The 20,699-nt window shown below is 70.6% G+C and carries 20 protein-coding genes and 2 pseudogenes; 10 read left to right on the top strand and 12 right to left on the bottom strand.

Going from position 1 to position 20,699, the window contains the following annotated elements; translation table 11 throughout:
- Nucleotides 1–1,268: 1,268 nt before the first annotated feature.
- A pseudogene (locus A6P39_RS41040) lies at nucleotides 1,269–1,601 on the bottom strand (ATP-binding protein); the annotation flags it as partial.
- A gap of 573 nt (nucleotides 1,602–2,174) precedes the next feature.
- Here A6P39_RS41040 and A6P39_RS41035 point away from each other — a divergent pair.
- The 7 genes from A6P39_RS41035 to A6P39_RS41005 all read left to right on the top strand — a co-directional run bounded on the left by A6P39_RS41035 (nucleotide 2,175) and on the right by A6P39_RS41005 (nucleotide 8,825).
- Nucleotides 2,175–3,050, top strand: a complete 876-nt coding sequence (locus tag A6P39_RS41035) for a hypothetical protein (RefSeq protein ID WP_331454187.1) — start codon at nucleotides 2,175–2,177, stop codon at nucleotides 3,048–3,050.
- Nucleotides 3,031–3,681, top strand: a complete 651-nt coding sequence (locus tag A6P39_RS41030) for an ABC transporter substrate-binding protein (protein ID WP_331454186.1) — start codon at nucleotides 3,031–3,033, stop codon at nucleotides 3,679–3,681. The genes A6P39_RS41035 and A6P39_RS41030 overlap by 20 nt, the downstream gene beginning before the upstream one ends.
- Nucleotides 3,682–3,683: 2 nt before the next feature.
- Nucleotides 3,684–5,819 (top strand): bifunctional serine/threonine-protein kinase/ABC transporter substrate-binding protein, encoded by a 2,136-nt coding sequence (locus A6P39_RS41025; RefSeq protein ID WP_067045699.1) that lies wholly within the window; start codon nucleotides 3,684–3,686, stop codon nucleotides 5,817–5,819.
- Between the two features lie 578 nt (nucleotides 5,820–6,397).
- Complete coding sequence (locus A6P39_RS41020; RefSeq protein ID WP_159396047.1) at nucleotides 6,398–6,724, top strand: hypothetical protein; 327 nt, start codon at nucleotides 6,398–6,400, stop codon at nucleotides 6,722–6,724.
- A gap of 86 nt (nucleotides 6,725–6,810) precedes the next feature.
- The gene (locus A6P39_RS41015) at nucleotides 6,811–7,866 is read left to right on the top strand and encodes a LacI family DNA-binding transcriptional regulator (protein ID WP_067045703.1); all 1,056 of its coding nucleotides are present in this window, start codon (nucleotides 6,811–6,813) and stop codon (nucleotides 7,864–7,866) included.
- 294 nt (nucleotides 7,867–8,160) lie between these two features.
- Entirely contained in the window at nucleotides 8,161–8,484 is a 324-nt protein-coding gene (locus A6P39_RS41010) for a PadR family transcriptional regulator (protein WP_067045705.1), read from the top strand.
- A gap of 20 nt (nucleotides 8,485–8,504) precedes the next feature.
- Nucleotides 8,505–8,825, top strand: coding sequence for a hypothetical protein (locus A6P39_RS41005; RefSeq protein WP_159396048.1), 321 nt, complete (start codon nucleotides 8,505–8,507; stop codon nucleotides 8,823–8,825).
- A 290-nt stretch (nucleotides 8,826–9,115) separates the two neighbouring features.
- On the opposite strand, the gene A6P39_RS41000 is transcribed toward A6P39_RS41005, so the two are convergent.
- Nucleotides 9,116–10,072, bottom strand: coding sequence for an alpha/beta fold hydrolase (locus tag A6P39_RS41000; protein ID WP_199840791.1), 957 nt, complete (start codon nucleotides 10,070–10,072; stop codon nucleotides 9,116–9,118).
- A 608-nt stretch (nucleotides 10,073–10,680) separates the two neighbouring features.
- Between A6P39_RS41000 and A6P39_RS40995 the strand changes: the two genes are divergently transcribed.
- Entirely contained in the window at nucleotides 10,681–10,893 is a 213-nt protein-coding gene (locus A6P39_RS40995) for a hypothetical protein (RefSeq protein WP_067045709.1), read from the top strand.
- 42 nt (nucleotides 10,894–10,935) lie between these two features.
- Here the strand turns inward: A6P39_RS40995 and A6P39_RS40990 are convergent, their stop codons facing one another.
- The 3 genes from A6P39_RS40990 to A6P39_RS40980 form a co-directional block, all read right to left on the bottom strand.
- Complete coding sequence (locus A6P39_RS40990) at nucleotides 10,936–11,205, bottom strand: hypothetical protein (protein ID WP_067045711.1); 270 nt, start codon at nucleotides 11,203–11,205, stop codon at nucleotides 10,936–10,938.
- A 393-nt stretch (nucleotides 11,206–11,598) separates the two neighbouring features.
- Nucleotides 11,599–11,742, bottom strand: coding sequence for a hypothetical protein (locus tag A6P39_RS40985; RefSeq protein ID WP_159396049.1), 144 nt, complete (start codon nucleotides 11,740–11,742; stop codon nucleotides 11,599–11,601).
- Between the two features lie 322 nt (nucleotides 11,743–12,064).
- On the bottom strand, nucleotides 12,065–13,003 hold the full coding sequence (locus tag A6P39_RS40980; protein ID WP_067045716.1) for a MerR family transcriptional regulator: 939 nt from the start codon (nucleotides 13,001–13,003) through the stop codon (nucleotides 12,065–12,067).
- Between the two features lie 52 nt (nucleotides 13,004–13,055).
- Between A6P39_RS40980 and A6P39_RS40975 the strand changes: the two are divergent.
- Nucleotides 13,056–13,235: pseudogene (locus A6P39_RS40975) on the top strand (VOC family protein); the annotation flags it as partial.
- A 439-nt stretch (nucleotides 13,236–13,674) separates the two neighbouring features.
- On the opposite strand, the gene A6P39_RS40970 reads toward A6P39_RS40975, so the two are convergent.
- The 6 genes from A6P39_RS40970 to A6P39_RS40945 all read right to left on the bottom strand — a co-directional run bounded on the left by A6P39_RS40970 (nucleotide 13,675) and on the right by A6P39_RS40945 (nucleotide 18,641).
- Entirely contained in the window at nucleotides 13,675–14,325 is a 651-nt protein-coding gene (locus A6P39_RS40970; protein WP_067045717.1) for a hypothetical protein, read from the bottom strand.
- A gap of 392 nt (nucleotides 14,326–14,717) precedes the next feature.
- A complete protein-coding gene (locus A6P39_RS40965) occupies nucleotides 14,718–15,227 on the bottom strand; it encodes a TetR/AcrR family transcriptional regulator (RefSeq protein WP_234378901.1) in 510 nt (169 codons plus the stop codon).
- Between the two features lie 269 nt (nucleotides 15,228–15,496).
- Nucleotides 15,497–16,213 (bottom strand): LLM class flavin-dependent oxidoreductase, encoded by a 717-nt coding sequence (locus tag A6P39_RS40960; RefSeq protein WP_234378902.1) that lies wholly within the window; start codon nucleotides 16,211–16,213, stop codon nucleotides 15,497–15,499.
- Between the two features lie 267 nt (nucleotides 16,214–16,480).
- Entirely contained in the window at nucleotides 16,481–17,269 is a 789-nt protein-coding gene (locus A6P39_RS40955) for an alpha/beta fold hydrolase (protein ID WP_067045721.1), read from the bottom strand.
- 32 nt (nucleotides 17,270–17,301) lie between these two features.
- The gene (locus A6P39_RS40950; RefSeq protein ID WP_067045723.1) at nucleotides 17,302–17,625 is read right to left on the bottom strand and encodes a winged helix-turn-helix transcriptional regulator; all 324 of its coding nucleotides are present in this window, start codon (nucleotides 17,623–17,625) and stop codon (nucleotides 17,302–17,304) included.
- Nucleotides 17,626–17,735: 110 nt separating this feature from the next.
- Complete coding sequence (locus tag A6P39_RS40945; protein ID WP_275883960.1) at nucleotides 17,736–18,641, bottom strand: NADP-dependent oxidoreductase; 906 nt, start codon at nucleotides 18,639–18,641, stop codon at nucleotides 17,736–17,738.
- Nucleotides 18,642–18,794: 153 nt separating this feature from the next.
- Between A6P39_RS40945 and A6P39_RS40940 the strand changes: the two genes are divergently transcribed.
- Entirely contained in the window at nucleotides 18,795–19,388 is a 594-nt protein-coding gene (locus A6P39_RS40940) for a TetR/AcrR family transcriptional regulator (protein ID WP_234378728.1), read from the top strand.
- Nucleotides 19,389–19,580: 192 nt separating this feature from the next.
- Here A6P39_RS40940 and A6P39_RS40935 read toward each other — a convergent pair whose 3' ends face one another.
- Nucleotides 19,581–20,648 carry an alkene reductase gene (locus A6P39_RS40935; protein ID WP_067039750.1) on the bottom strand — a complete coding sequence of 356 codons (1,068 nt, stop codon included), beginning with the start codon at nucleotides 20,646–20,648 and terminating at the stop codon, nucleotides 19,581–19,583.
- Nucleotides 20,649–20,699: the final 51 nt, after the last annotated feature.

The raw sequence follows: 20,699 nt of genomic DNA, 5'->3' as shown, positions 1-20,699 counted from the left end.
GTACGCGCCCGAGCGAACAGCTCGGCGGCCCTGGCGAAGTCCTCGCGCCAGACGGCGAGGATCCCGTGATGGTGCCACACCCACGCCGACTCCTGCCGGTGGCCGCCTCGCCGGGCCGCCGCCTCGCACGCGGCGAGCGCGCGCTGCACATCGGCGTCCGGATCGCCCTGCAGGATGCCCAGATATGTGTCGGTGACCTGGGCCTGTACGCGGACGGCGGCGTGCGGGCCGGCCACGTCGTCACCGTCGTCCTGCGCGTGGTCGGCGGCGAGCAGCTGCGACAGCCAGCGGCGGCCCTCGGACAGCAGGCCTGCGGTGATCCAGTAGTGGCGGGGCGACACGGCCAGGGCCAGCCCGGCCCGCGCCTGTCCGGGCCGCTCCAGGCAGAACTCCAGGGCCGCGCGCAGGTTCGGGTGGTCCAGGCGCAGCCGCGTGAACCAGTCGACCTGCCGGGGCCCGAACCACTCCTGCCCGGCCCGTGCGGTCAGTTCGGCGTACCGGTCCCGGTGGCGGCCGCGGAGTGCGTCGAGCGAGCCGGATGCGGCCAGCCGCTCGTGGCCGTACTCCCGTACCGTCTCCAGCATGTGATAGCGCGAACGCCCGTTTTCCTGATGACATTTGACGATCGACCTCGCCACGAGCGCGTCGAGGGTGTCGAGCAGGGCGGCGGGCGGCAGTTCGGCGTCCGTGCAGACCCGTTCGAGGCTCTCCAGGTCGAAGCCGCCGCGGAACACCGATGCCCGCGCCCACAGCTGCCGCTCGCGCTCCGTGCACAGTTCGTGGCTCCAGTCGACCAGCGCGCGCAAGGTGCGCTGCCGGCCGGCGACGACGCGGCTTCCCCCGGTCAGCAGCGCGAACCGGTCCCTGAGCCGCTCCAGGATCTCCTGCGGCGTCAGGCTCCGGATGCGGGCCGCGGCCAGCTCGATCGCGAAGGGCAGCCCGTCCAGGCGGCGTACGAGTTCGGCGACGGCGGCAGCGTCGGACTCGGTCACGGCGAAGCCGGGCAGCACGGCGGCGGCCCGGTCGGCGAACAGCGCGACGGCGGGATTGCCTCTCAGGACGTGCACGCTGCGGACGGCGTCCGCGTCCGGCACCGGCAACGGCTCCACGCAGAAGACCTGTTCGCCCGCGATACCGAGCGGCTGTCGGCTGGTCGCCAGGACGCGCAGGCCGGGTGCGGCCCGCAGCAGCGCGTCGGTGAGGCGGGCGCTCGCGTCGATCAGGTGCTCGCAGTTGTCCAGAACCAACAGGGCGCGGCGCTTGCGCAGCCGGGCGGCGAGGGCGGTCGTCGCATCGGCGCCGGGGAGCCCCGGGTTCGCCACGTCGAGGGCGCCGAGGACGCTCGGTGCGAGCAACTCGGGGTCCCGCAGGTCGGCGAGTTCGGCGACGTACACGCCGTCGGGGAAGGCGGAGCGCGCCGCGTCCGCCGCCACGCGCAGCGCCAGCCTGGTCTTGCCCACGCCGCCGGCCCCGCTGAGCGTGACCAGACGCCCGTGGGAGAGCAGCCGTGCGATCCGGGCCGTCTCCGCCCGCCGCCCGATCAGCGACGTCAGTTCGCCACCGCGTCCGATGAACGCCCCCGCGGCTGCCCCCGTTTCCATGAGCGTCCATCTTATGGACGCACGGCGAGGGCACCGGCACACAGCCGCACAGGAATTGAGTAGTTCTCCCGTTTCCTCGAGCGCGCACCCTCCCGAAACTCGACGACGTGGTACCGGACGATCATGCGAGGTGTGCGTCGGCGGCAGGCGCGGCGGCGGGGCACGAACGGCCCGAGCGGCCGGGGAAGCGGGTGTGGACACGCGGCGCCACCCTGCGCGGTGAGAGACACGAAGGACGCAAGCGATGAGAAACGTGCGGCACGGTGGCAGGCCGGACAGTCCAGGGGTCGAACCACCCAGGCACCGCGAGTGCTCAACTCGGTCGGGGAGCAGACCGGCTACGGCCCACCCGTGCAGCACTGACCGGCCACTCCTGCCTTGTCGGGGCCTGGAACGAACCCGCCGGCAGCCGGGCACGAACAGCCGCCCGCCCGGCAGGCGGCTCGGACAAGCGCTCCAACTCCCGCCCGGGACAGACGAGTCGGGCGGGACCGGACAGGACGGACGACAGTGAGATACGCAGGGGGGAGACGGCATGTCGGGCGCTCGGGCGCCGCGCTGGCCGTCTGCGGGGTGCTGCTCGCGGGATGTTCCGGCAGCGGCCACGGATCCGGCGCGAAGGCCACGACGAGCGCGACCTCGTCAACTAGGGCGCCCGTAGGGGCCGGTGCCGACGGCACCAACGGCACACCCTTCCGAGTCGACACCGCGCGGCAGCCGAAAACACGGTCACAAGCCCTGGAGTTGCTCAGAGCCGTCACCGCCGCCCCGGACAGCTTCGGCCCCGGCTATGTGCGGCGCACCCCGTACGAGAGCGACCCGGCAGACTGGCCGATGCTCGGCACCGACTGCGTCTGGCAACAGCAGGCCCTGCCCAGGGACGTACTGGGCAGCCTCAGCCGGTACGGCAGGCTTGCGGCAACCGACGGCAAGGGCGAGATCCACAGCGCGGCGACCGTCACCGTGCACCGCACTTCGAACCAGGCCGAATGGGAGATCGCCGAGACCCTGGAGGAGCCGCTGCGCTGCCCCGACCAGCAACTGCGAGATACGGAGCGGATCTCCCATCTGAACTCGGTCGGCTCCGGGGCCGGCACCAACGACAACGTGTCCGCCGACGACGTCGTGATGGAACTGGGCAACTACTTCAACCCCACCCTGGCTGAGGGCGCGCTGAACTCCGCCTGGTACCAGGTGCGGCTCGGACCGGTCACCATGGCCGTCGCGGTCGAGGGCGGCAAGGGCCACCAAGGCCGCACTTGCGGTGTACGACGCCGCGCTGCTGCCGGTGCTGAGCATGTCCGCGGGACAGAACCTGTACCAGAACATCCGTTCCTTCGTACGCGGTCGCCCACTGCACAACACGGTCGCGATGAGGCTGGCGTTCCAGTGGGCCGCGACGAGCGCGGCGGCACCCATCGGTCTCCTGATGGACCGAAGCGGCGGTGACCTGTCCTGGATGACCGTCCAGATGGTCAACTTCATCGTCCGACAGTACGGCCGCGCCACCCACCCCCGGGTCGTACCGCCCGGTACGACCGATCTTCAGCCCGTGCTCGACGAGATGCGCTCGGCCGGTATCAAGGCCTTCGTGTACGCGGGGCCGCTCGACGGCGCCCTGCGTGCCGCCCATGGCCTGGCCGACTTCAGGGGTCCCAAGTACGCGACGGAGCCGGCCCTCGACACACGGTTCGCCGCCGATCCGGCCGCCGAGGGCTGGACGGTGCTGGCCAGCGCGATCGGCCCCGGCGCGGCCCAGGTCAGCACGTTCGCCACCGCATTCGGCGCCCGCTACGGACACCCGCCCGGCTTCTGGGCGGCCGAGGGCTACGACGCGGCCAACCTGCTCATCCACCAGCTTGCGGCGACCAAGGGCAGGCGGCCGGCCCGCAAGGACCTCATCGCCCCGCTCCAAGCGGCCAAGTACCGTGGTCTGACCCGGGAGTTCGCCTTCGACTCCAAGACGGTGGGCACGCCCATGCTCGCCACACCCGCCAGCTTCGTGCACCAGGTGCGCGACCGTGCCTTCGCCTATGTGGGCCCGGCTCCGGACAAGGCCGTCCCGCTGAAGGGGACGTGACAGTGCGTCCGCTTCTCACCACCGACCCCGAGTCCATCGGCCCGTACCGGCTGCTCGCCCGGATCGGGGCCGGCGGCATGGGCGTGGTCTACCTCGCCCGCTCCCGGAGCAGCGCTCTGGCCGCCGTCAAGGTGATCCGCGCGGAGCATGCCACCGACTCCTCGTTCCGGGCCCGGTTCCGACGGGAGGCCCGGGCGGCCGCGCAGGTCGACGGTCGGTGGACCACACCGGTGCTGGCCGCCGACCCGGAGGCCGCCGAGCCCTGGCTCGCCACCGCGTTCGTGCCCGGTCCCTCGCTGGCCGAGATCGTCGCCGGGCACGGCCCGCTGCCCCCCGACACCGTACGGGCGCTGGGCGCGCGGCTGGCCGAGGCGCTCGCCGCCGTGCACGCGGCCAGGCTCGTGCACCGCGACATCAAGCCCGGCAACGTGCTGCTCTCGCTCGACGGACCGCGGCTGATCGACTTCGGCATCGCCCGCGCGGGTGGCGCGACCGCGCTGACCGAGACCGACGTCGTGATCGGCACCCCCGGCTATCTCTCGCCCGAGCAGGCACGGGCCCGGGGCGGCGAGGTGGGACCGCCGAGCGATGTCTTTTCGTTGGGCTGCCTGCTGGCATACGCGGTTGCGGGCCGGGCGCCGTACGGCACGGGCATGGCGGCGGCGGTGATCTTCCGTACCATCCATGAGGCCCCGGACCTCACGGGCGTCCAGGACGAGCCGCTGCGCACGCTGATCGCCCGCTGTCTGGCGAAGTCCCCGGCCGCCCGCCCTACGGTGCCCGAACTCCGGGCCGGGCTGGGCCACTTCGGCACCGACGACTGGCTGCCACCCGGCCTGCCCGCGCTCATCGCCGAACGCTCGGCGCAGGTCCTGGAACTGCCCGAGCCGCAGCGCGTCGCACCACCAACCCTCGCTGACCGAGCTGTCCCGCCGAGCAGACGCCGCTTCCTGCTGCTGGGCAGCGCCTCGGCCGGGGTCCTGGCAGCCGGCGGCGCCGGCGCGGCCTGGCTCGCCACCTGGCGCTCGGCCGGCCGCACCGCCGTACCCACCCGCACGATCGCCGTGCACACCGACCTGACGGGCCCCGGCAAGGCACTCGGCACGGGGATCGGCCAGGCCGTCCGGCTCGCCGTGTCCCACCACAACGCGCACCCCGGCCGCCGCTTCGACCTGGCCCTCCAGGTGCACGACGACCACGGGGAGGCCAGCCGGTCGCAGGCGGTGGCCCGGCAGGTCACCGCGGACGCACGGGTGTGCGCGGTCATCGGCCCTTCCTCGGACACCACCGCGCTGGCCGCCCGGGACATCTACACCAAGGCGTCGTTGCCGATAGTAACCGCCTGGGCCGGCAGCATCGACCTGTACGACACCGTGTCCTCCACCCATCCAGGCGTGTTCCAGATCCGGCCGGCCGACGACGGGATGCCCACTCCCCTGTTCCGGTACCTGACCGGTATCCGACCGGCCAGCCGCTGGGCCCTGATCGAGGACGGCACAGCCCCCGACTTCGGCTGGCTGATCGCCAAACCCCTGATGGAGAACGCCCCGGTCCACGGCACGATCGCCACCCACACCGTCCCCGCCGACAGCGACGACTTCGCCCCGGCCGCTGCGGCCGTGCTCGCCGCCCGCGCCCAGGCCGTCGTCTACTGCGGCAACTCCCCCCAGCGGGCTGCCGCCTTCGCCCGGGCGCTGCGGACAGGCGGCTTCACGGGTACGGCCGCAGCGGCACAGCCGGTGCTCGACCCGGCCTTCCTCTCCGCCGCGGGCGCGGCGGACGAGGGCTGGGTGTTCTCGTCCACCTGGGTGGACCCGGCACGCCTGGCGTCGGCCGCCGGGTTCGTACGGGCCTTCACCCGGCGATACGGCGTCAGGAGCGTCCCGCCCGGCGCGGCCGAGGCCTACGACGCCCTCGGTATGGTCGCCGATGTCCTCACCGATTCCGGGGCAGGCCCGGTGGACCCGGGCTCCCTGAGCCACCGGCTGAGGTCCGTGTCGTACCAGGGCATCACCCGTACCTTCGCCTTCGACGCCTCGACCGGCGCGGTGGACCTGAACCCGGGCCTGTTCCTGTGGCGGGTACGGCAGGGCAGGCCGGACTTCCTCGGCCAATACCAGAAGGTCAGATCCACATGACGCGCCGGTTGCGGTACGTCCGCGGCATGTGGCGCCGACGGCCACGCGCTTCCGCGGGCCGGCCTGGCCGGTGGGCCTCCTGGCCTCCGGCACCCCGTACGCCACCAGCCTCCACAACAGCCCGGGTTCGACGCCCTCCGGCGTACGGCCGACCAGGCGGCCGGTAACCCAAACCTTTGGCTTCCCCATTGACCCAATCGTTTGGGTTCGTCATCCTGATCCCTCTCGAAGGGAGTGTCGATGACTCAAGAAGCCATACCCGAGCTGGTTTTGCGGCCTGTGCCGTTACGGCAACTGCCCGCCTACCGGCGTCTGGTCATCGCTGGTCCGATGGCCGGCCTGATCCTGCTGGGTGCCGTGGTCAGAGTGGTGGTGAGGTCCGCCCGATCCGGCATCGGCGCCGCAGGGGGCGTGCTCATCGTCGTGCTGCTGGCCGTGTCCGCCGTGGCCTGGCTGGGCCTGTACAACTGGCAGCGGTCACGCCGCCAGCGGGTCAGCTACGTGGACGGCCGACTGACCGTCATCGACCGCCGGGGCCGGGCCGGCTGCGTCGAACCGACGGCCGCCACCGCCCACCGGTGCGCGGATCCAAGGGCGATTCGGTGCTCCTCGTGGTGTCGGGCACGGCGGCGCAGACCCCGGTGCTGTTGCGCGCGGAGCACTGGGACTGGCGGTACCTGCAGGACAAGGTGTTCCAGCCCGCGGGGTTCACCATCGCTGTGGCGTCGGAGCGCGACAGCACGCCACGCGCACTGCGCGCGGCCTACCCGGGCCTGCGGCTGCCGTTCTCCGTCGCCCGTCCGTACCTGTTCGCGGCCCTGCTCACAGTCGGCATCATCGGGCTGATCGCGGCCGTCGTCGCCGCCGTTTCCCTGCCCTACCTGATGGCGGGCACCGGCTCGTGAAGCACCCGGCGGCGGGCGCCTCCCGCTGTCTGCGTCGGCGAGAATGGGGGAAGGGACATTCGGGCAGGAGGAAGTGGGTAGCGGGCATGGCGAGCGAGGGCCGTCCGGCGACACTGCAGGGCATCGCCGAGCAGTTGGGGCTGCACGTTTCGACGGTGTCGCGTGTGCTCAACGGGCCGAGCGGCGAGCGGGGCCGCGCCGCCTCCGGGGAGACCGCCGACCGCATCCGCAAGCTCGCCCGGGAACTCGGCTACCGGCCCAACCCGCACGCCACCAGCCTGCGCACCCGGCGCAGCAACCTGATCGGCGTGCTGTTCCCGCGGCTGTCGGAGATCGTCGTCGCGACCATCTACGAGGGAGTGGAGGAGGAGGCAGCCCGGCACGGGCTGTCCACCTTCGTCACCAACACCCACGACGATCCCGAGGTGCAGCGCGAACGCCTCGCGATGGTTCTGGGCCGACGCGTGGACGGGGTGATCATCGGCGACGCCCACCTGGACGGCGCCGCGCTGAGCGACCCGGCCCTGCGCCAAGTCCCCTTCGTTCTGGTCAACCGCCGAGCCACGGATGCCCGGGACGCCGCCGACCTGACCGCGGTGACCTGTGACGACCACCTGGGTGGGCGCCTGGTGGCCGAACACCTGCTGGCCCTCGGCCATCGGGACGTCGCGGTCATCGCCGGGGAACCCTTCGCGAGTACCGGCGCCGACCGCACCGCCGGATTCGTCGAGCGCTACCGCGAGGCCGGCCTTCCCCTGCCCGCGGACCGCATCCGCCACTGCCGCTTCGACACACCCGGCGGGCGCGAGGCCGCCACCGAACTGCTCCGCCGTCCGGACCGGCCCACCGCAGTATTCGCCGTCAACGACTTCGCCGCCATCGGCGCGATGGGGGCCGCACGCGATCTGGGCGTGCGCGTCGGTCAGGACCTGGCCCTCGCGGGCTTCAACGACACCCCGCTCGCCGCCGAGCTCCCGATCCCGCTGACCAGTGTCCGCTCCCCGATGGCCGCACAGGGCAGGCTCGCGGTCCGGCAGTTGCTGCGCCTGATCGCCCGTAAGCCTGCCGCCTCCCAGCGCCTTCAGCCCGTCCTCACTCCTCGCGCCTCCACCGGGGAGCCCATCGGACCGGACCTGACCTGAAGGCCGGGTGCATGCGCGCCGAGTTCGAACGGCTGGCTCGGCCGCAGGTATCATCGCCGAGCCCGGGCAGGGATTGCCCCGCGGCTCTCAGGGTCACGCGCCCCGTTGAACCTCATCGATCTGCCAAGTGACCGGGCCAGCGATGCACGCAAGGCCGCCCGCCCGGTGATGCGGCCGTCAGCGGCGTCTCCCAACTGACGGAGACACAAGGCCCGTTGCGGCCGTGCACACGAACACCGCGGTCGGCGACCACACCTCTTGCCGAGTCAACTCTACCTATATCGAGTTTTTTCCATGCCCACTCGACGTGACTCCGCGCAGACCCAGCTGGTGTTCAGGGCACTGCGCTCCGACGGCCAGACGTGGCGGTACGGCTACGACATCGCCCAGGAGACCGGCCTGGCGCCCGGCACCCTCTACCCGATCCTCGGCCGGCTGACCGACCGGGGGCTGCTGGAGAGCCAGTGGGAGCAGGACCCGCCCACCGGCCGACCGCGCCGACACCTGTACCGGCTCAGCGCCGAAGGCGCGGTCCACGCGGCGAACCTGGCCACCGAGCCGGTCGCGCCACCCAAGGCGGCCGGCTACCGGCCCCGACTCGCGGACGGCCGGTCATGACCGGGGGACGAGTGGCACGCATGGCCAAAGCCGGCCTGTGCCTCCTCCCGGCCACACGCCAGGAATTGGGGCGGGCCATGCTCGCCGAGGCCGCCGCCGTGGAAGCCGGGCCTGCCCGGCGCAGGTGGCTGCGCGGGGCCTGCTGGTTCATCGTCAAGAGCGCCGCGCCGCTGGGGCTCCGCTGGATGGCCATCACCGCAAGCGCGCTGTTCATCTGCTGGATCGGCTACAACGGCATCGACTCCGGCTTCCAGGGCACGCCGCCCGAGGTCGCGAGCTACCTGGGGCTGGTCACGCTGCTCACCCTCAACATCGTCCTGCTCGCCCGGAGGGGCCGGTGATCCGCGCCGCCGGCCGCGGCGGATCCTCAGGGCCGCCGCGTTACTCGCCGCCCTGGCCGTCCTGGCGGTAACCACCGCGGCCGGCCTGCTCCGGGTCGAGCAGCGCACGGCGATCACCCTGCCCGCGCCCACCGGGTCGCACCCGGTCGGGCGGACTGCGTACGACTGGGTGGACCACTCCCGCGCTGCCCCTCTCCGCCAACGCACCCCGGAGCCGTTCCACTTCCCCCAGCCTCACGCCGCGAAGATGCCCACCACCAGGCGAGATCACTCGACGTAACGAAGCACTACTAACCGTCCTGGGTACTGCGCAGAGGGTCACCGGGTGCGTATGCGGAGTGCAGGAAGGACACGATGTGGTCGTTGACCTCACGGGCGCGTTCCTGCTGGGTCCAGTGGCCGCAGCCGGGCAGCGTGATGATGTCCCGCAGGCCGGGCACGAGGGCACGCATGGGGTCCAGGGAGCTGAACCGGTAGGCGGAGTCGAACTCGCCGGTGATGTACAGCGTGGGTTGGTGGACCGGGAGTGTGCCGACCTCGGGAAGGTCCGACCAGTCGAAGTCGAAGGTGCGGTAGCGGCGGATCGCACCGGTGAATCCCGTGTGCTTGAACTCGTCCGCGTAGTAGTCGAGTTCGGCGTCACTGAGCCATGGGGACCAGCGGGACGGGGCCCCTGGGTCGGGGAGCGGGGTGAGGAAGCCGGAGGGCTCCGGCGTGTCGAGCAGCCAGCGGGGAACCAGATCGACGGGTGCCTCGCCGGACAGGGCGTACATGGTCATGCGCAGTGTACGAGCGGCATCGGCGTCCAACTCGGCCTCTGCGACGCCGGGTTGCTGGAAGTACAGCACGACGTTGAACTTGCCCGGGTAGTTCTTGCGGATCAGCTGGGTGATGGGCAGCGGAGGGCGAGCCGGGTACGGCACCCCCAGCGCGATCATCGCCGGGAATCGTCGAGGCATCAGCTGCGCCGCCGCCCATGCGATCGTGGCGCCCTGATCGTGGCCGACGAGGGCGGCGGAGTCGATGCCCAACGCGTCGTGCAGGCCGGTCAGGTCGGCCAAGTTGTTGCGCAGGCTGTAGCTGCGGACATCCGCCGGGGCATCCGTACGGCCGTAGCCCCGCAGGTCCGGAGCGATGGCCCGGAATCCGGCCTCGGCCAGGGCCCGCAGCTGATGCCGCCAGGAGTACCAGAGTTCGGGAAAGCCGTGCAGGAGAAGGACGGCCGGTCCCTGACCGGCCTCCGCCACATGCATGTGTATGCCGTTCGTCCGGACGATCCGGTGACGGATCGCCGGACCGCGCTCCACGGTGTTCTCGGGCTGTCGCTCCGGCCCTCCGCCCGTCGGCGCGCCAGCCCCGACTGTACCCACGGCCGCTGTACCCAGCGCCGCGGCCAGCAATGGCCTCCTGCCCACAGGTGACGCCTTCCTGCTCAGCTCCGGCATGATCATTCGCCCTCTGTCCGATGAATGTGCACAACCTCGTAGTGGTGACAGGGGCCAGCATGCGTCGCGGCGATCAACGGCCACATCCGCTGTGGAGAGGCTGTGCGACTACCCCGCCGGGAGTACGGCCCGCCGATGCTCCTCCCGCACCAGTCACGCCCACCTGCGCAAACGCCGCATCAACGCGGTTCTCTCGGAGGAGACGGCCAACCGCAGAAATCACCACGCGTCACCACGCTGGACAACGAATCCGAAGAGGTCAGTAACGCCGCCCGCACGGTTCGGGAGGGGCCGGAGGGGCCGACGGAGTGCAACCCCAACGGACAATGGGGTCGGCTGCCAGACGCCGGCGACATCACGACGGCGTTCGCCGACATCCTGAGCACGGCCGCAGAAGGAGGCGAGGTCCGATGACGCCCGCCGACCAAGACGGTGACGCCGCCCGCCTGCGCGAGGCGATGGCCAAGGCCCTCGCCGGGGACAGCATCCTGGACGACTCCGGTTGGCGGGCGGCGGTAGAGCGGGTGCCCCGGCACCGGTTCGTGCCTGGCTTCTACCCGCCCGGCCCGGCTCGCGAGGGCAAACCGGGCCGGCGCCTGATCACGACTCCTATCAGGCCCTAGAACTCAAGCGCACGCCGGGGCCTTCAGGTCTCTCACGCGAGATCAATCCTGCCAGATGTACAGGTCCCAGAAGCCCCCCGCGTGGTTGCTGGATGCCCACCAGTCGCACTTGAAGTCGGTTCCGCCTATCCGCCCCTCCCAGTACGGGGCCGCCATCTGGCATTCGGCTTCGCTGTTGTAGGTCCCCACGTAGGTCCAGACGTTCACGTCCGGCCGTGCCGTGGACGCGTTGGCTGTTCCGGCGGGAACAGCGATGGCGGCGGCGATGCCGACGGCGGCGAGGGCTGTCTTGATGGTCGTGCGCTTGCGCATGTGAGCGATCCTTCCGTTGCTGCGGTCGCGGTTCGCGTCGGCGGGAGGACACCGCTCGGAGTCGCTCGCCGGCGCCCCGTTCTGCCTCGAGTTAAGTCAACTTTTTGACTGTCGGTACGGTCAGCCCGGAGAACGACGTTGGTCAGATGTTCCCCCGACACTTCGAGCAGGCGCGCTACCGCTTGGGTCGGCCTTGCGTGGCACGTGTGGAGTGACAAGTTGCCCGGTGAAGCGTCGGGCCACCTCCGCTCATCGCCTCAAGCACGGAGTCCGAAGGCGCACTCCACACGCATTGCCCACCCACTGGTCTTCGGCGAGCCCGCTACGGTGACGCTACGGACACGAGTCCCTCGGCAGTCCTAGATTCGTCCTACTGCCAGGTCAGCCAGCGGATCAGCGCCGCATGACGGCCACGCCGAGGCCGTGGCGGCTCAGCGACGACCAGGAGCCGGTCATGCCGGGCGAGCTGGTCCCGTCGATGCAGGACGATCCGGACGGTCCGACACCGAACAGGAAACCTGCTACAGCGTCCCCCACTTGCAGGACCTCCTCGACGAATGGCTGGTGCGCATCCACCACCACACCTACCACCACAACGCCCCCCTACCGCGGCCAGCCCTCCCAGGAAGCAGGACGACCTGGTGCTCACCGCCCAGCCTCCCGTGTGCGTTGCGCACGTACAGGCTGCGGTCGCTCTGTGCGGCGTCTGACTCGAAAATCAGCCACCCGCGCAGGTCAGACCGCTTCCGTTGATCGGAGGGACACGTGATAGCCGGGCATGTTGAGCTGACTGACCAGACGACGCGTCTGCCGAGCGCGGCCGGTTCGCTGGATGAAGCAGTCGCCTGGTCCCAGCCCACTACCGCTCCATTCGGATGCGGACGGCCTGGGCGGACCAGTTGAGTTCCGGCGCCGGGCTCTGCGGGGCGGGCCAGCCGTTGATCACTGCGAGCAGCTCGAAGTACCGATCCCGGCGCGGGTCGCTCATGCTCTCCAGCCTGGCCAGCAGCAAGCGGCGCAGCTCGGCGTCGTCGGGGAGGCCGAGGAGGTGGGCGTAGTGGGCCGCCAGCGCAGCAATGATCGGATCGGCTTGGCGTGAGGCTGGGTCGATGCCTGCCTCCAGTGCGGGTCCGGCCTGGTCACGGACGACTGCAGCGAGGTCACGGTGCAGGACCGCGGTTTCGCCTTGTGCCTGTTCGGCCGCGTGGTCCGCAGCCATCCGCCGCACGCTGGACCGGAAATCCGGGTCCAGGGCCAGTTCGGCCAACTCCACCCACGCTCTGACCTGCTCCACCTCCGCGTTGTCAGGTACCTCGGGTGTCATCGAGCGCCTCATCCCCGCGAACGCGGAGTCAGCGCCGAGACCGCCCAGGGCGGCATCGAGGAAATCCCCGATCAGGCGTCGGCGTTCGTCCTCGGAGAGTTGGGCAAGCTTGTGCATGAGATCTATCTCCTCAGCAGTGAGCCCGCGTTCGGCCACCGCCGCCAGCACCGCATGCCGCAGGCGCAGGACGCGGATCTGCACGGCCAGGGCTTCGGCGTGCGTGGCAGCGACCTCGGGCAGCGAGAGTTCCTGCTCCACGACCCTGCGGATCGTGGGCAGGTCCAGCCCCAGGCCCCGCAGGGTCCGCACAAGGTCCAGGCGGGCGACGGCGTGGATGTTGTAGAGGCGGTAGCCAGCCGCGCTGCGGTCTGTCGGCGCCACGATTCCGCGATCGGAGTAGAACCGAATGGTCTTCACCGTCAGACCGGTACGCCGGGCCAGTTCCCCGATCGAGTAGAGCGTGTTGCCGTCCATGCCCCCACCTTGGCGTCTCCCCCTACGGGAGACTCAAGCCCACCCGCGGGCTATGACGGGTCTACCACCGTTGGCCCCCTGGGTCGTCACCGACGACACGGGGGCTTTCCTCGACTTCGTCTCCCAGGCGTTCGGGGGTGATGAGCTGGCGCGAGTGCCCACCGAGGATGGTTTGACCGGTCACGGCGAGATTCGAGTCGGCGAGGCGTCACGGAGGCACCAGCCGCTGCCACAAGGTGGCCAACCACAGTGAGGTCTACGAATCCTGGTCTCCAAGCACCGCGTACTACCCTAAGACGGTTGTCTGCTGACCGGTGCCCCGCAAGGTAGCCGGCGGAAGAAAGCACCCCGACCGCATCCGGGCAGTGCTCACCAGGTCCTGCTACCTGGTGCCATGTGCGTAACTCGGCAACGAATCGCTGAACGGGTCCCGCATTCGGATCCAGCGGGCTCCGCGGACGTCCAGGCATCAGCCACGGGCGAGCGCCACACTGAGTAACGCATTGCCGGTGTCACACCACCGAGGCGTCAACGACTCCGAGCGGTCTCGTGGTTCGGAGCACTGATGACCATCCTCATGCTGCCTTTTGCGCCCGTGGGCCAGACCGCAGCGGCCTCTCCGTCGAAGACATCGGCGCCCGGTGGCGCGTGGCACGGTGTGAAGACCGGGTTCAGCCCTCGAAGCCGGACCAGATGATCCCGACGCCCGTCCCACTCTCGTCATGGCCGACCAGGATGCTGTTCGAGTTGTGGTCGATGGTGGGAAAGACCAGCGCGTTGGCACCGTTCGTCGGGTTGACGACCACGTCAAGCAGCGGGGTCCGGGAGCCGGCGGCCCGCTGCGCCGCGAACTCGGCGCCGACCCGGGCCAACGCGTCCGCGTATCCGGGCTCTCCGGCCGTCAGATTGAGGGCCCCGGCAATGCCCCAACTATCCGGAGTGCTGGAGTATATCGCCGAGGCGCCCTCGCTGAGATCGTTGACGTCATCCGCCGCGTCCTCCCAACTCGCACTCACCAGCGCCTCCGGCGTGGTCCCGCCGGCGATCAGAGCGACCGCGGTGACGAAGGCGCCCAGCTCGTCGTGCCAGTCGTAGGCCAAGTACACGTCGTGCCGGCCGTCCGGGATGTCGTCGAAGGTGAAGTACTCCGAGGCACCGAGCCCGCACATCGCAAGGTCGCCACGCACCAGGAGCTGCCCGGCCAGGACGAGTTCGCCCTGGTAGCCCGCCCGGTCCTCGGCACCCGGTTCGTCGGCTTCCCAGAGGAACGGCGGCTGGTAGTTGGCCTTCAGGATCTCGTGGACCGCTTCGCTGATCTTCATGCGAGGCAGTCTGGCACGCCGGTCCGACACGGCCGGCACATGATGCCCCACCCAGACCCTCTCCTACCGCTCTCACCACCCGGCGCACGAGCGCGCGGGACTCCGCGCACCGGATCCAACGCACCCGTTCCGCCGCCTGGCGCTCAACCGCCCGAGCCCACTGCTCGCTGTGGCGTCCGGTCATCGGAACAGCCGGCCTGTGCGCCTTCCCGCCGCCCCCGAAGGAGAAGAGGCCCATCAGTACGCCCCCGCAGACGGTCGCCCGTCTAGGATCCGCAAGTTTGTTAGCAAAGGCGGGCCTTCGACCTGCGGTATTGCCAATGTGCGCAGTGCGGCGGCGTGGAGCTGTCGGCGGTTGATGCGCAATCGGCGCGGGTGCGCGTCTCCGGGCGTCACGCTCGGTGAGACCCGGCAGGTGGCTCACTACGGCCGCGCCAGGCGTTGGACGAGGTCTCTCCCCAGGCAGCCTGCAGTCGGGCGGCAGGTACCGCCCCTTCCTGCCGCAGGAAGTCCAACACTTCGATGCTCATGAAGCCGAGCAGCGCGTACGCGAGCATGTCGCAGTCCCCGTCCGCGCCTGACTCCCGTAGAAGTGACGAGACATGACGGTGGAAGTCCTTCCCCGTGTCGGATGCGTAGCGACATTCGAGGGGGAGTTGGCGGCCACGGGCGATGCCGAGGTCGGAGTCTGCTGCTGTGCGGTCGATCAGCGCGTTGCCGAAGGCGGTCAGCCTGGCTGCGGCGGGTGCTCCAGGTCCCAGGGGAGGTGGGCCTGCGGTGTAGGCAGTCCGGAACCGTGTCTCGGCTTCGCTCAGCAGGATGAGGAGCAAGCCGTTGCGGTCGCCGAATCGTCTGAAGAGCGTGCCCTTCCCGACCCCGGCTTCCTCCGCGATCGCCTGCATGGTCACGTGTTCGGCTCCTCGTTCAGCGACCAGTCGAGCGGCTGCTTCCAGCAGGCGGGCCCGGTTTCGGACTGCGTCGGAACGCTCTGTGGCGGGGTGTTGCATGTCGGAATTCACTTTGAGTTCCGGAGGGATCCAGGCACACGATTAGGCGATGCCCGGGCTGCCATCAGGGGTGAATCTGTGTGCCTGTCCGGCCCCGGATCGCGGCCGGGCAGGCAGGCAGGAGGGAATGTCCGCGGACTGGTCACCTCGCGCGCCTAGCGAGGTCAGCGCGTAGGGAGAGCCTGGCAGGCGAGGGGGACGACCTCATGGGCGAAGACGTCGATTTGGCGCTGGTGGTCGTCAGCGGGCCAGTAGACGAAGCCGTTCATGCCGTGGTCGGTGACGGCGGTGGTGATCTGGTCGGCCCACTGCCGCACCGAGCCTTGGAACGGGGTGCTGTTCTCCGGGCCGATGATCCCCATGAGGTTGTAGACCTTGCGTAGTTGAGGGGGATCGCGGGCGGCGTCGGTGGCGGCGGTGTCCAGGCGGTGGACGGCTTCGCCGAGTTGTTCGAAGGGCAGGTAGCTGCTGGACGGCAGCCAGCCGTCAGCCCTTGCGCCTGTGAGGGCGAGCATCCGGGGACCCAGGGAGCCCAGCCAGATGCCCAGGTTGGGGCTGGGGGCAGGGCCGGGGTGGACGCCCTCGACGCGGTAGTGGCGGCCGGTTGTGCGGATGGACCGTTGCGTGCTCCACATGCCTCGGATGACCGTGATGGCCTCATCGAGGGCATCGACTGCCTCGCGTTTGGTGCGGCGTGGTCCGCCCATGGCTTCGATCGCCTCCCAGAAGGCCCCTGCTCCCAGACCGAGTTGCAGGCGGCCGCTGGTGAGGACGTCGAGGCTGGCGGCGGCCTTTGCGAGCATGGCCGGGGGCCGTAGGGGAAGGCTGGCGACGGTGGGAACGAAGGTGACGGTGCGGGTCTGGGCGGCCAGATACGAGATGAGCGTCCAGGTGTCGTAGAACGCCTTCTGTAGGGGTGGTCCTGAATGGTGATCAGGTCCAGCCCGGCATCTTCGATGTGCTGTGCCAGCCGCGCGGGTGCCGTCGGGTCGTTCCAGGTGGGGTCGATGTTGGCGCCGAACAGCAGGGGCAAAGACACCGGGATCTCCAGATGACGAGGGAACGGGGAGTTGAGACGCGGTCTGCCGGGCCATCCGCCTGGCCGGCCGGGCGGATGAGGGATCAAGGCGGCGTGATGCCTATGCGGCTTACTGGTGCTGGGCGAGGAAGGTGGTGATGAGCTTCTGCCATTCCTCGGGGCGCTCGACCATGGGCAGGTGACCGGTGGGGATCTCCACGAGCTGGGCGCCGGGGATGCCATCGGCGATCTGGTGGTGAAGGCGAGTGGAGGTGAACCAGTCCTGGGTGGTGGAGATGACCAGGGTAGGTGCCTTGACGTGCGCCAGGTCGTCGCGGACGTCGGCCCGGCCGGCGAGTTCGGCGTGCTCCGGGGTGCCGTCGACGACGCCGGCGGCAGCCCATGCGGCGGCCTGCTGGAGCTGCTCAGCCGGCATCGCCTCCAGCGCGTCCGCGCCCATGGCCATCATGACCAGGAACTTGCCCAGCAGCTCGCGGTCCGTCTCGGCAAGCTTGGCCCAGATCGGCGTGGCGAGAGCGAGCCGGTTGTCCCGGTAGGGCAGGGTCGCGGTCAGTACGAGGGCGGTGACGCGCTCGGGGTGGCGGGCGGCGGCGCGCATGGCGACGAGGCCGCCGAGGGAGTAGCCGGAGACCGCGAAGGTCTCCAGGCCCTCGGCGACGCCGGCGGCGACGAGCTGGTCGGCCAGGTCGTCCAGCGACAGCGGCGTGGTGGAGCGGGGGGTGTCGCCGCTACCGGGGTAGTCGATGCCGACGACGGTGTGGTGGGCAGCCAGGCCCTGAAGGATCGGGCCGTAGGTGTTGTCGATGCTGCTGCCGGCGCCGTGGGCGAGGACGAGGCCGGGGCCGGAGCCCAGAACGGTACGGGCGAAGGTCGCTTCGGGAAGGGTGCGTGCGGACATGGGGATTTCCTTTTCGGTGATAAGTGAAGGGATCAGGTGGTTCGGTGCTGCGACCAGGAGCGGATCTGCTCCAGGGCGGGTATCAGGGCCCGGCCGTCGGCGGTGAGCGTGTAGGTGGCGGGTCCGGGCGGGAGCTGGTCGTGAGTGACGAGCCCGGCATCGAGGAGTTCGCGCAGCCGGTCGGCGAGCATCTTGGTGCTGATGGAGCCGATGGCCGCGTGCAGTTCGCCGTACCGGGCTGGGCGGGCAGCCGGGGTGTGCAGGATGTTCCCGGTCCACTTCTGGCCGAGGACCTCGAACGCGGCGGTGAGGTGCGCATCGGCCGTCAGCAGCGCGAGGGTGGGGCGGGCTGGCATCGGTTGTGTGGTCCTGCGTTCTTGGCGGTGCGGCGTTCGGTGGTGGTGCCGGCTGCGGCCCCGGGGCCGCCTCGTCCGCCCCAACGACCTGAGGGGGCGGTACGAGGGGGTCAGGGCAGCAGGACGGCCTTGCCCTGGTTGCGGTGGGCTTCCAGGTCGGCGTGGGCCTGTGCCGCTTCCGCCAGGGGGTAGGTGCGCCAGATCGGCACGGTGAGCTTGCCGGCCGCGGCCAGCCGCACCAGCTCCGGCAGGGAGTCTCCGCCCTGGCCGGCGCTACCCGCGCTGAAGCGGACGCCGTGCTGCGCGGCGGACATGTCGGCGATGGTGATGACGTGCGCACTGTCCCCGGTCAGGGCGACGGAGTCGGCGAGCACACCGGCGCCGGAAGCATCGAAGACGAAGTCCACCCCGCCCGGGGCGGCAGCCTTCACCCGCTCCGCCCAGCCGTCGCCGTAGCGGACGGCGGCGGCCCCGAGGGCGGTGACACGCTCGATGTCATGCTCGCCGACCGTTCCGATGACAGTGATGCCGCGGGCGGCCGCCAGCTGCACCGCGATGCCGCCCACGCTGCCGGCAGCGCCGTGGATGAGCAGGGTCTGTCCCGCTCGCACACCCAGCTGCCCAAGAACGCGGAAGGCGGTCTCACCGACCGTGACCAGCGAGGCGGCAACCTCCCACGACAGCGCCCCGGGCTTGGCCACCGGCCGCTCCAGCAGGGCGTACTCGCCGTAGCTGCCGCCGACGGCGGCACCGAGGACCTCGTCCCCCACGGCCGCATCGGCTCCCTGGCCGACCGCGTCGACGACACCGGCCGCATCCAGGCCGGGGGTCACGGGAAAGCGCGCCGGGACCATGTCGGCCATCAGGCCGGATCGGATCTTCAGGTCGAGAGGGTTCACCGAGGCGGCCCGCACCTTGATCCGGACCTGGCCCGGCCCCGGCTCGGGGGTGGCGACCTCGGTCAGGGTGAGCACGTCCGGGCCGCCGTAGCGGGAGTAGGTGATCGCAGTGGACATCGAGAACTCCAGAAAGGGAAGAGAGGGGCAGAGTGAATCACTCAGTTTGTGTGATTTCCATTCTTGTGTATCACACAACTCGTGTGAAATATGAAGTCGGTGCGGGGTGACGCGCGTCACACGATGTGTGTGATTCCGGGTAGGATGGGCTCCATGTCGTCCATGCCGCCCGTCCACCGGCGTCAGCCGAATCCGGACAACCCTCGCGTCCAGCGCACCCGCGCCCGCATCCTGGCCGTCGCCCGTGAGCTGCTGCCCGAGGTCGGGCTGACCGGGTTGACCACCGCGCTGCTGGCCGAACGGGCCGGTGTCACCCGTCAGACCCTGTACCGGCACTGGCCCAACCGCGCGGCCCTGCTCTCGGACGTCACCCTGCAAGGCCCCGACGTCGGCTACCCCGAACCCGGCACCGACGTACGCGCCGTCGCCACTGCCTGGCTGGTCAGCCTGCGCGCCGGCCTTACCGTCCCCGCCACCCGCACCGCCGCGCTGGCCATCGCCGCCGAAGCCGACCATGACGCCGACAGCGCCCAGGCCATGGCCCGGATCATGGAGGACCGCCTCGCCGCACTGAACAAGCTCCTGGAACCGTCCGGCCTGCAGATCACCGACGAGCAGTACAGCCTGCTCTACGGTCCCCTCCTCGCCCGCCTCTTCTTCGACCGGGCCGAAGCCACCGACGAGTTCATCGACACCCTCGTCACCCAGTGGCTCACCACCGTCGACCCCGTGCCCGCACGGTCTTGAGGCACGGCCCAGCCGCAAACCGAGCGCCAGCAGCGGTGCAGGAGCTGACTTCTGATCGACCTTCGGCCGGTACGGCGGCACCGAATACCGGCACGAGCACGAGTGCGGTCACGAGCACGGCCGCGAACGCGCATAGCGCGATCGCACTGGTGCAACGCGGAATGCAGGCAGGCCGCAGCGCGGCAACGGACGTCAGTCCAAGGTCGGGTAGTCGGTGTAGCCGCGGTGGTCGCCACCGTAGAAGGTGGACGGGTCCGGGGTGTTGAACGGACCGCCGGCGGCGAGACGCTGGGGCAGGTCGGGGTTGGCCAGGAACAGCGCCCCGTAGGCGACCATGTCCGCCGTGCCGTCCTCGATCAGCTTCAGCGCGTCGGGGCCGGTGGCGTCGGGGTAGGTGAAGGGGTTGAGGACGAACGTGCCGGACCAGGTGCTACGCAGGGACGCGGTCAGGTCGCGGTCCGGCCCTTCCATCAGGTGCAGGTAGGCGACCTCCAGGCCGGCGAGCCGGTCCAGCAGGGCGGTGTAGACCTCGCCCAGGCTGTCCTCGGACATGTCGTTGTACGGATTTCCGGGTGATATCCGCAGGCCGACCCGGTGGCTGCCGATCGCCTCGGCGACGGCCGTGACGACCTCGATGGCGAAGCGGATCCGGCCCTCGGTGCCGCCGCCCCAGGCGTCGGTGCGCTGGTTGGTGTTCGGTGCGAGGAACTGGTGGATCAGGTAGCCGTTGGCGCCGTGGATCTCCACGCCGTCGAACCCGGCCTCGATCGCGCCCTGGGCCGCGGCGGCGAAGTCGGCGATCGTCTGCCGGATCTCCGTCTCGCTCAGCTCCTTCGGCGTCACGAAGTCCTTCGGCCCCTCATGGGTGAAGACCTGGCCCTTGGCGGCCACCGCCGACGGCGCCACCGGCACCAGACCGTCGGGGAGGAGGCTCGGGTGGCCGATCCGGCCGGTGTGCATCAGCTGGGCGAAGATCACGCCGCCCGCGCGGTGCACGGCGTCGGTCACCGTCCGCCACGCCTGCACCTGTCCGGGCGTGTGCAGGCCGGGGGTGTCGGGGTAGCCCTGGCCGACCGGCGAAGGCTGGATGCCTTCCGTGACGATCAGCCCGGCGCCGGCGCGCTGTGCGTAGTACGTCGCCATCAGCTCGGTCGGCTCGGCGCCCGGCCCGTAGGCGCGGCTTCGGGTCATCGGCGCCATCACGACGCGGCTGGTCAGGCGGCGGCCGCCCAGGTCGATCGGCTCGAATGCAGTGGTCATGGTCTCTTCCTCCAGATGAGTGCGCTCTGCGGCCCGGACCCGCTGGCCCGC

The organism is Streptomyces sp. FXJ1.172 (assembly GCF_001636945.3).
Taxonomy (GTDB): domain Bacteria; phylum Actinomycetota; class Actinomycetes; order Streptomycetales; family Streptomycetaceae; genus Streptomyces.
The sequence above is the reverse complement of the archived record's forward strand: the minus strand, read 5'-3'. Positions and strand labels throughout refer to the sequence as shown.

Bases quoted from the DNA above. Each gene is read 5' to 3' on its own strand.
- A6P39_RS41005 (WP_159396048.1), top strand. From the start codon at position 8,505: ATGGCCAAAGCCGGCCTGTGCCTCCTCCCGGCCACACGCCAGGAATTG.
- A6P39_RS40990 (WP_067045711.1), bottom strand. From the start codon at position 11,205: ATGCGCAAGCGCACGACCATCAAGACAGCCCTCGCCGCCGTCGGCATC.
- A6P39_RS41030 (WP_331454186.1), top strand. From the start codon at position 3,031: ATGGACCGAAGCGGCGGTGACCTGTCCTGGATGACCGTCCAGATGGTC.
- A6P39_RS41015 (WP_067045703.1), top strand. From the start codon at position 6,811: ATGGCGAGCGAGGGCCGTCCGGCGACACTGCAGGGCATCGCCGAGCAG.
- A6P39_RS40955 (WP_067045721.1), bottom strand. From the start codon at position 17,269: ATGTCCGCACGCACCCTTCCCGAAGCGACCTTCGCCCGTACCGTTCTG.
- A6P39_RS40950 (WP_067045723.1), bottom strand. From the start codon at position 17,625: ATGCCAGCCCGCCCCACCCTCGCGCTGCTGACGGCCGATGCGCACCTC.
- A6P39_RS40940 (WP_234378728.1), top strand. From the start codon at position 18,795: ATGTCGTCCATGCCGCCCGTCCACCGGCGTCAGCCGAATCCGGACAAC.
- A6P39_RS40935 (WP_067039750.1), bottom strand. From the start codon at position 20,648: ATGACCACTGCATTCGAGCCGATCGACCTGGGCGGCCGCCGCCTGACC.
- A6P39_RS40970 (WP_067045717.1), bottom strand. From the start codon at position 14,325: ATGAAGATCAGCGAAGCGGTCCACGAGATCCTGAAGGCCAACTACCAG.
- A6P39_RS40980 (WP_067045716.1), bottom strand. From the start codon at position 13,003: ATGGACGGCAACACGCTCTACTCGATCGGGGAACTGGCCCGGCGTACC.
- A6P39_RS40945 (WP_275883960.1), bottom strand. From the start codon at position 18,641: ATGTCCACTGCGATCACCTACTCCCGCTACGGCGGCCCGGACGTGCTC.
- A6P39_RS40995 (WP_067045709.1), top strand. From the start codon at position 10,681: ATGACGCCCGCCGACCAAGACGGTGACGCCGCCCGCCTGCGCGAGGCG.
- A6P39_RS41010 (WP_067045705.1), top strand. From the start codon at position 8,161: ATGCCCACTCGACGTGACTCCGCGCAGACCCAGCTGGTGTTCAGGGCA.
- A6P39_RS40965 (WP_234378901.1), bottom strand. From the start codon at position 15,227: ATGCAGGCGATCGCGGAGGAAGCCGGGGTCGGGAAGGGCACGCTCTTC.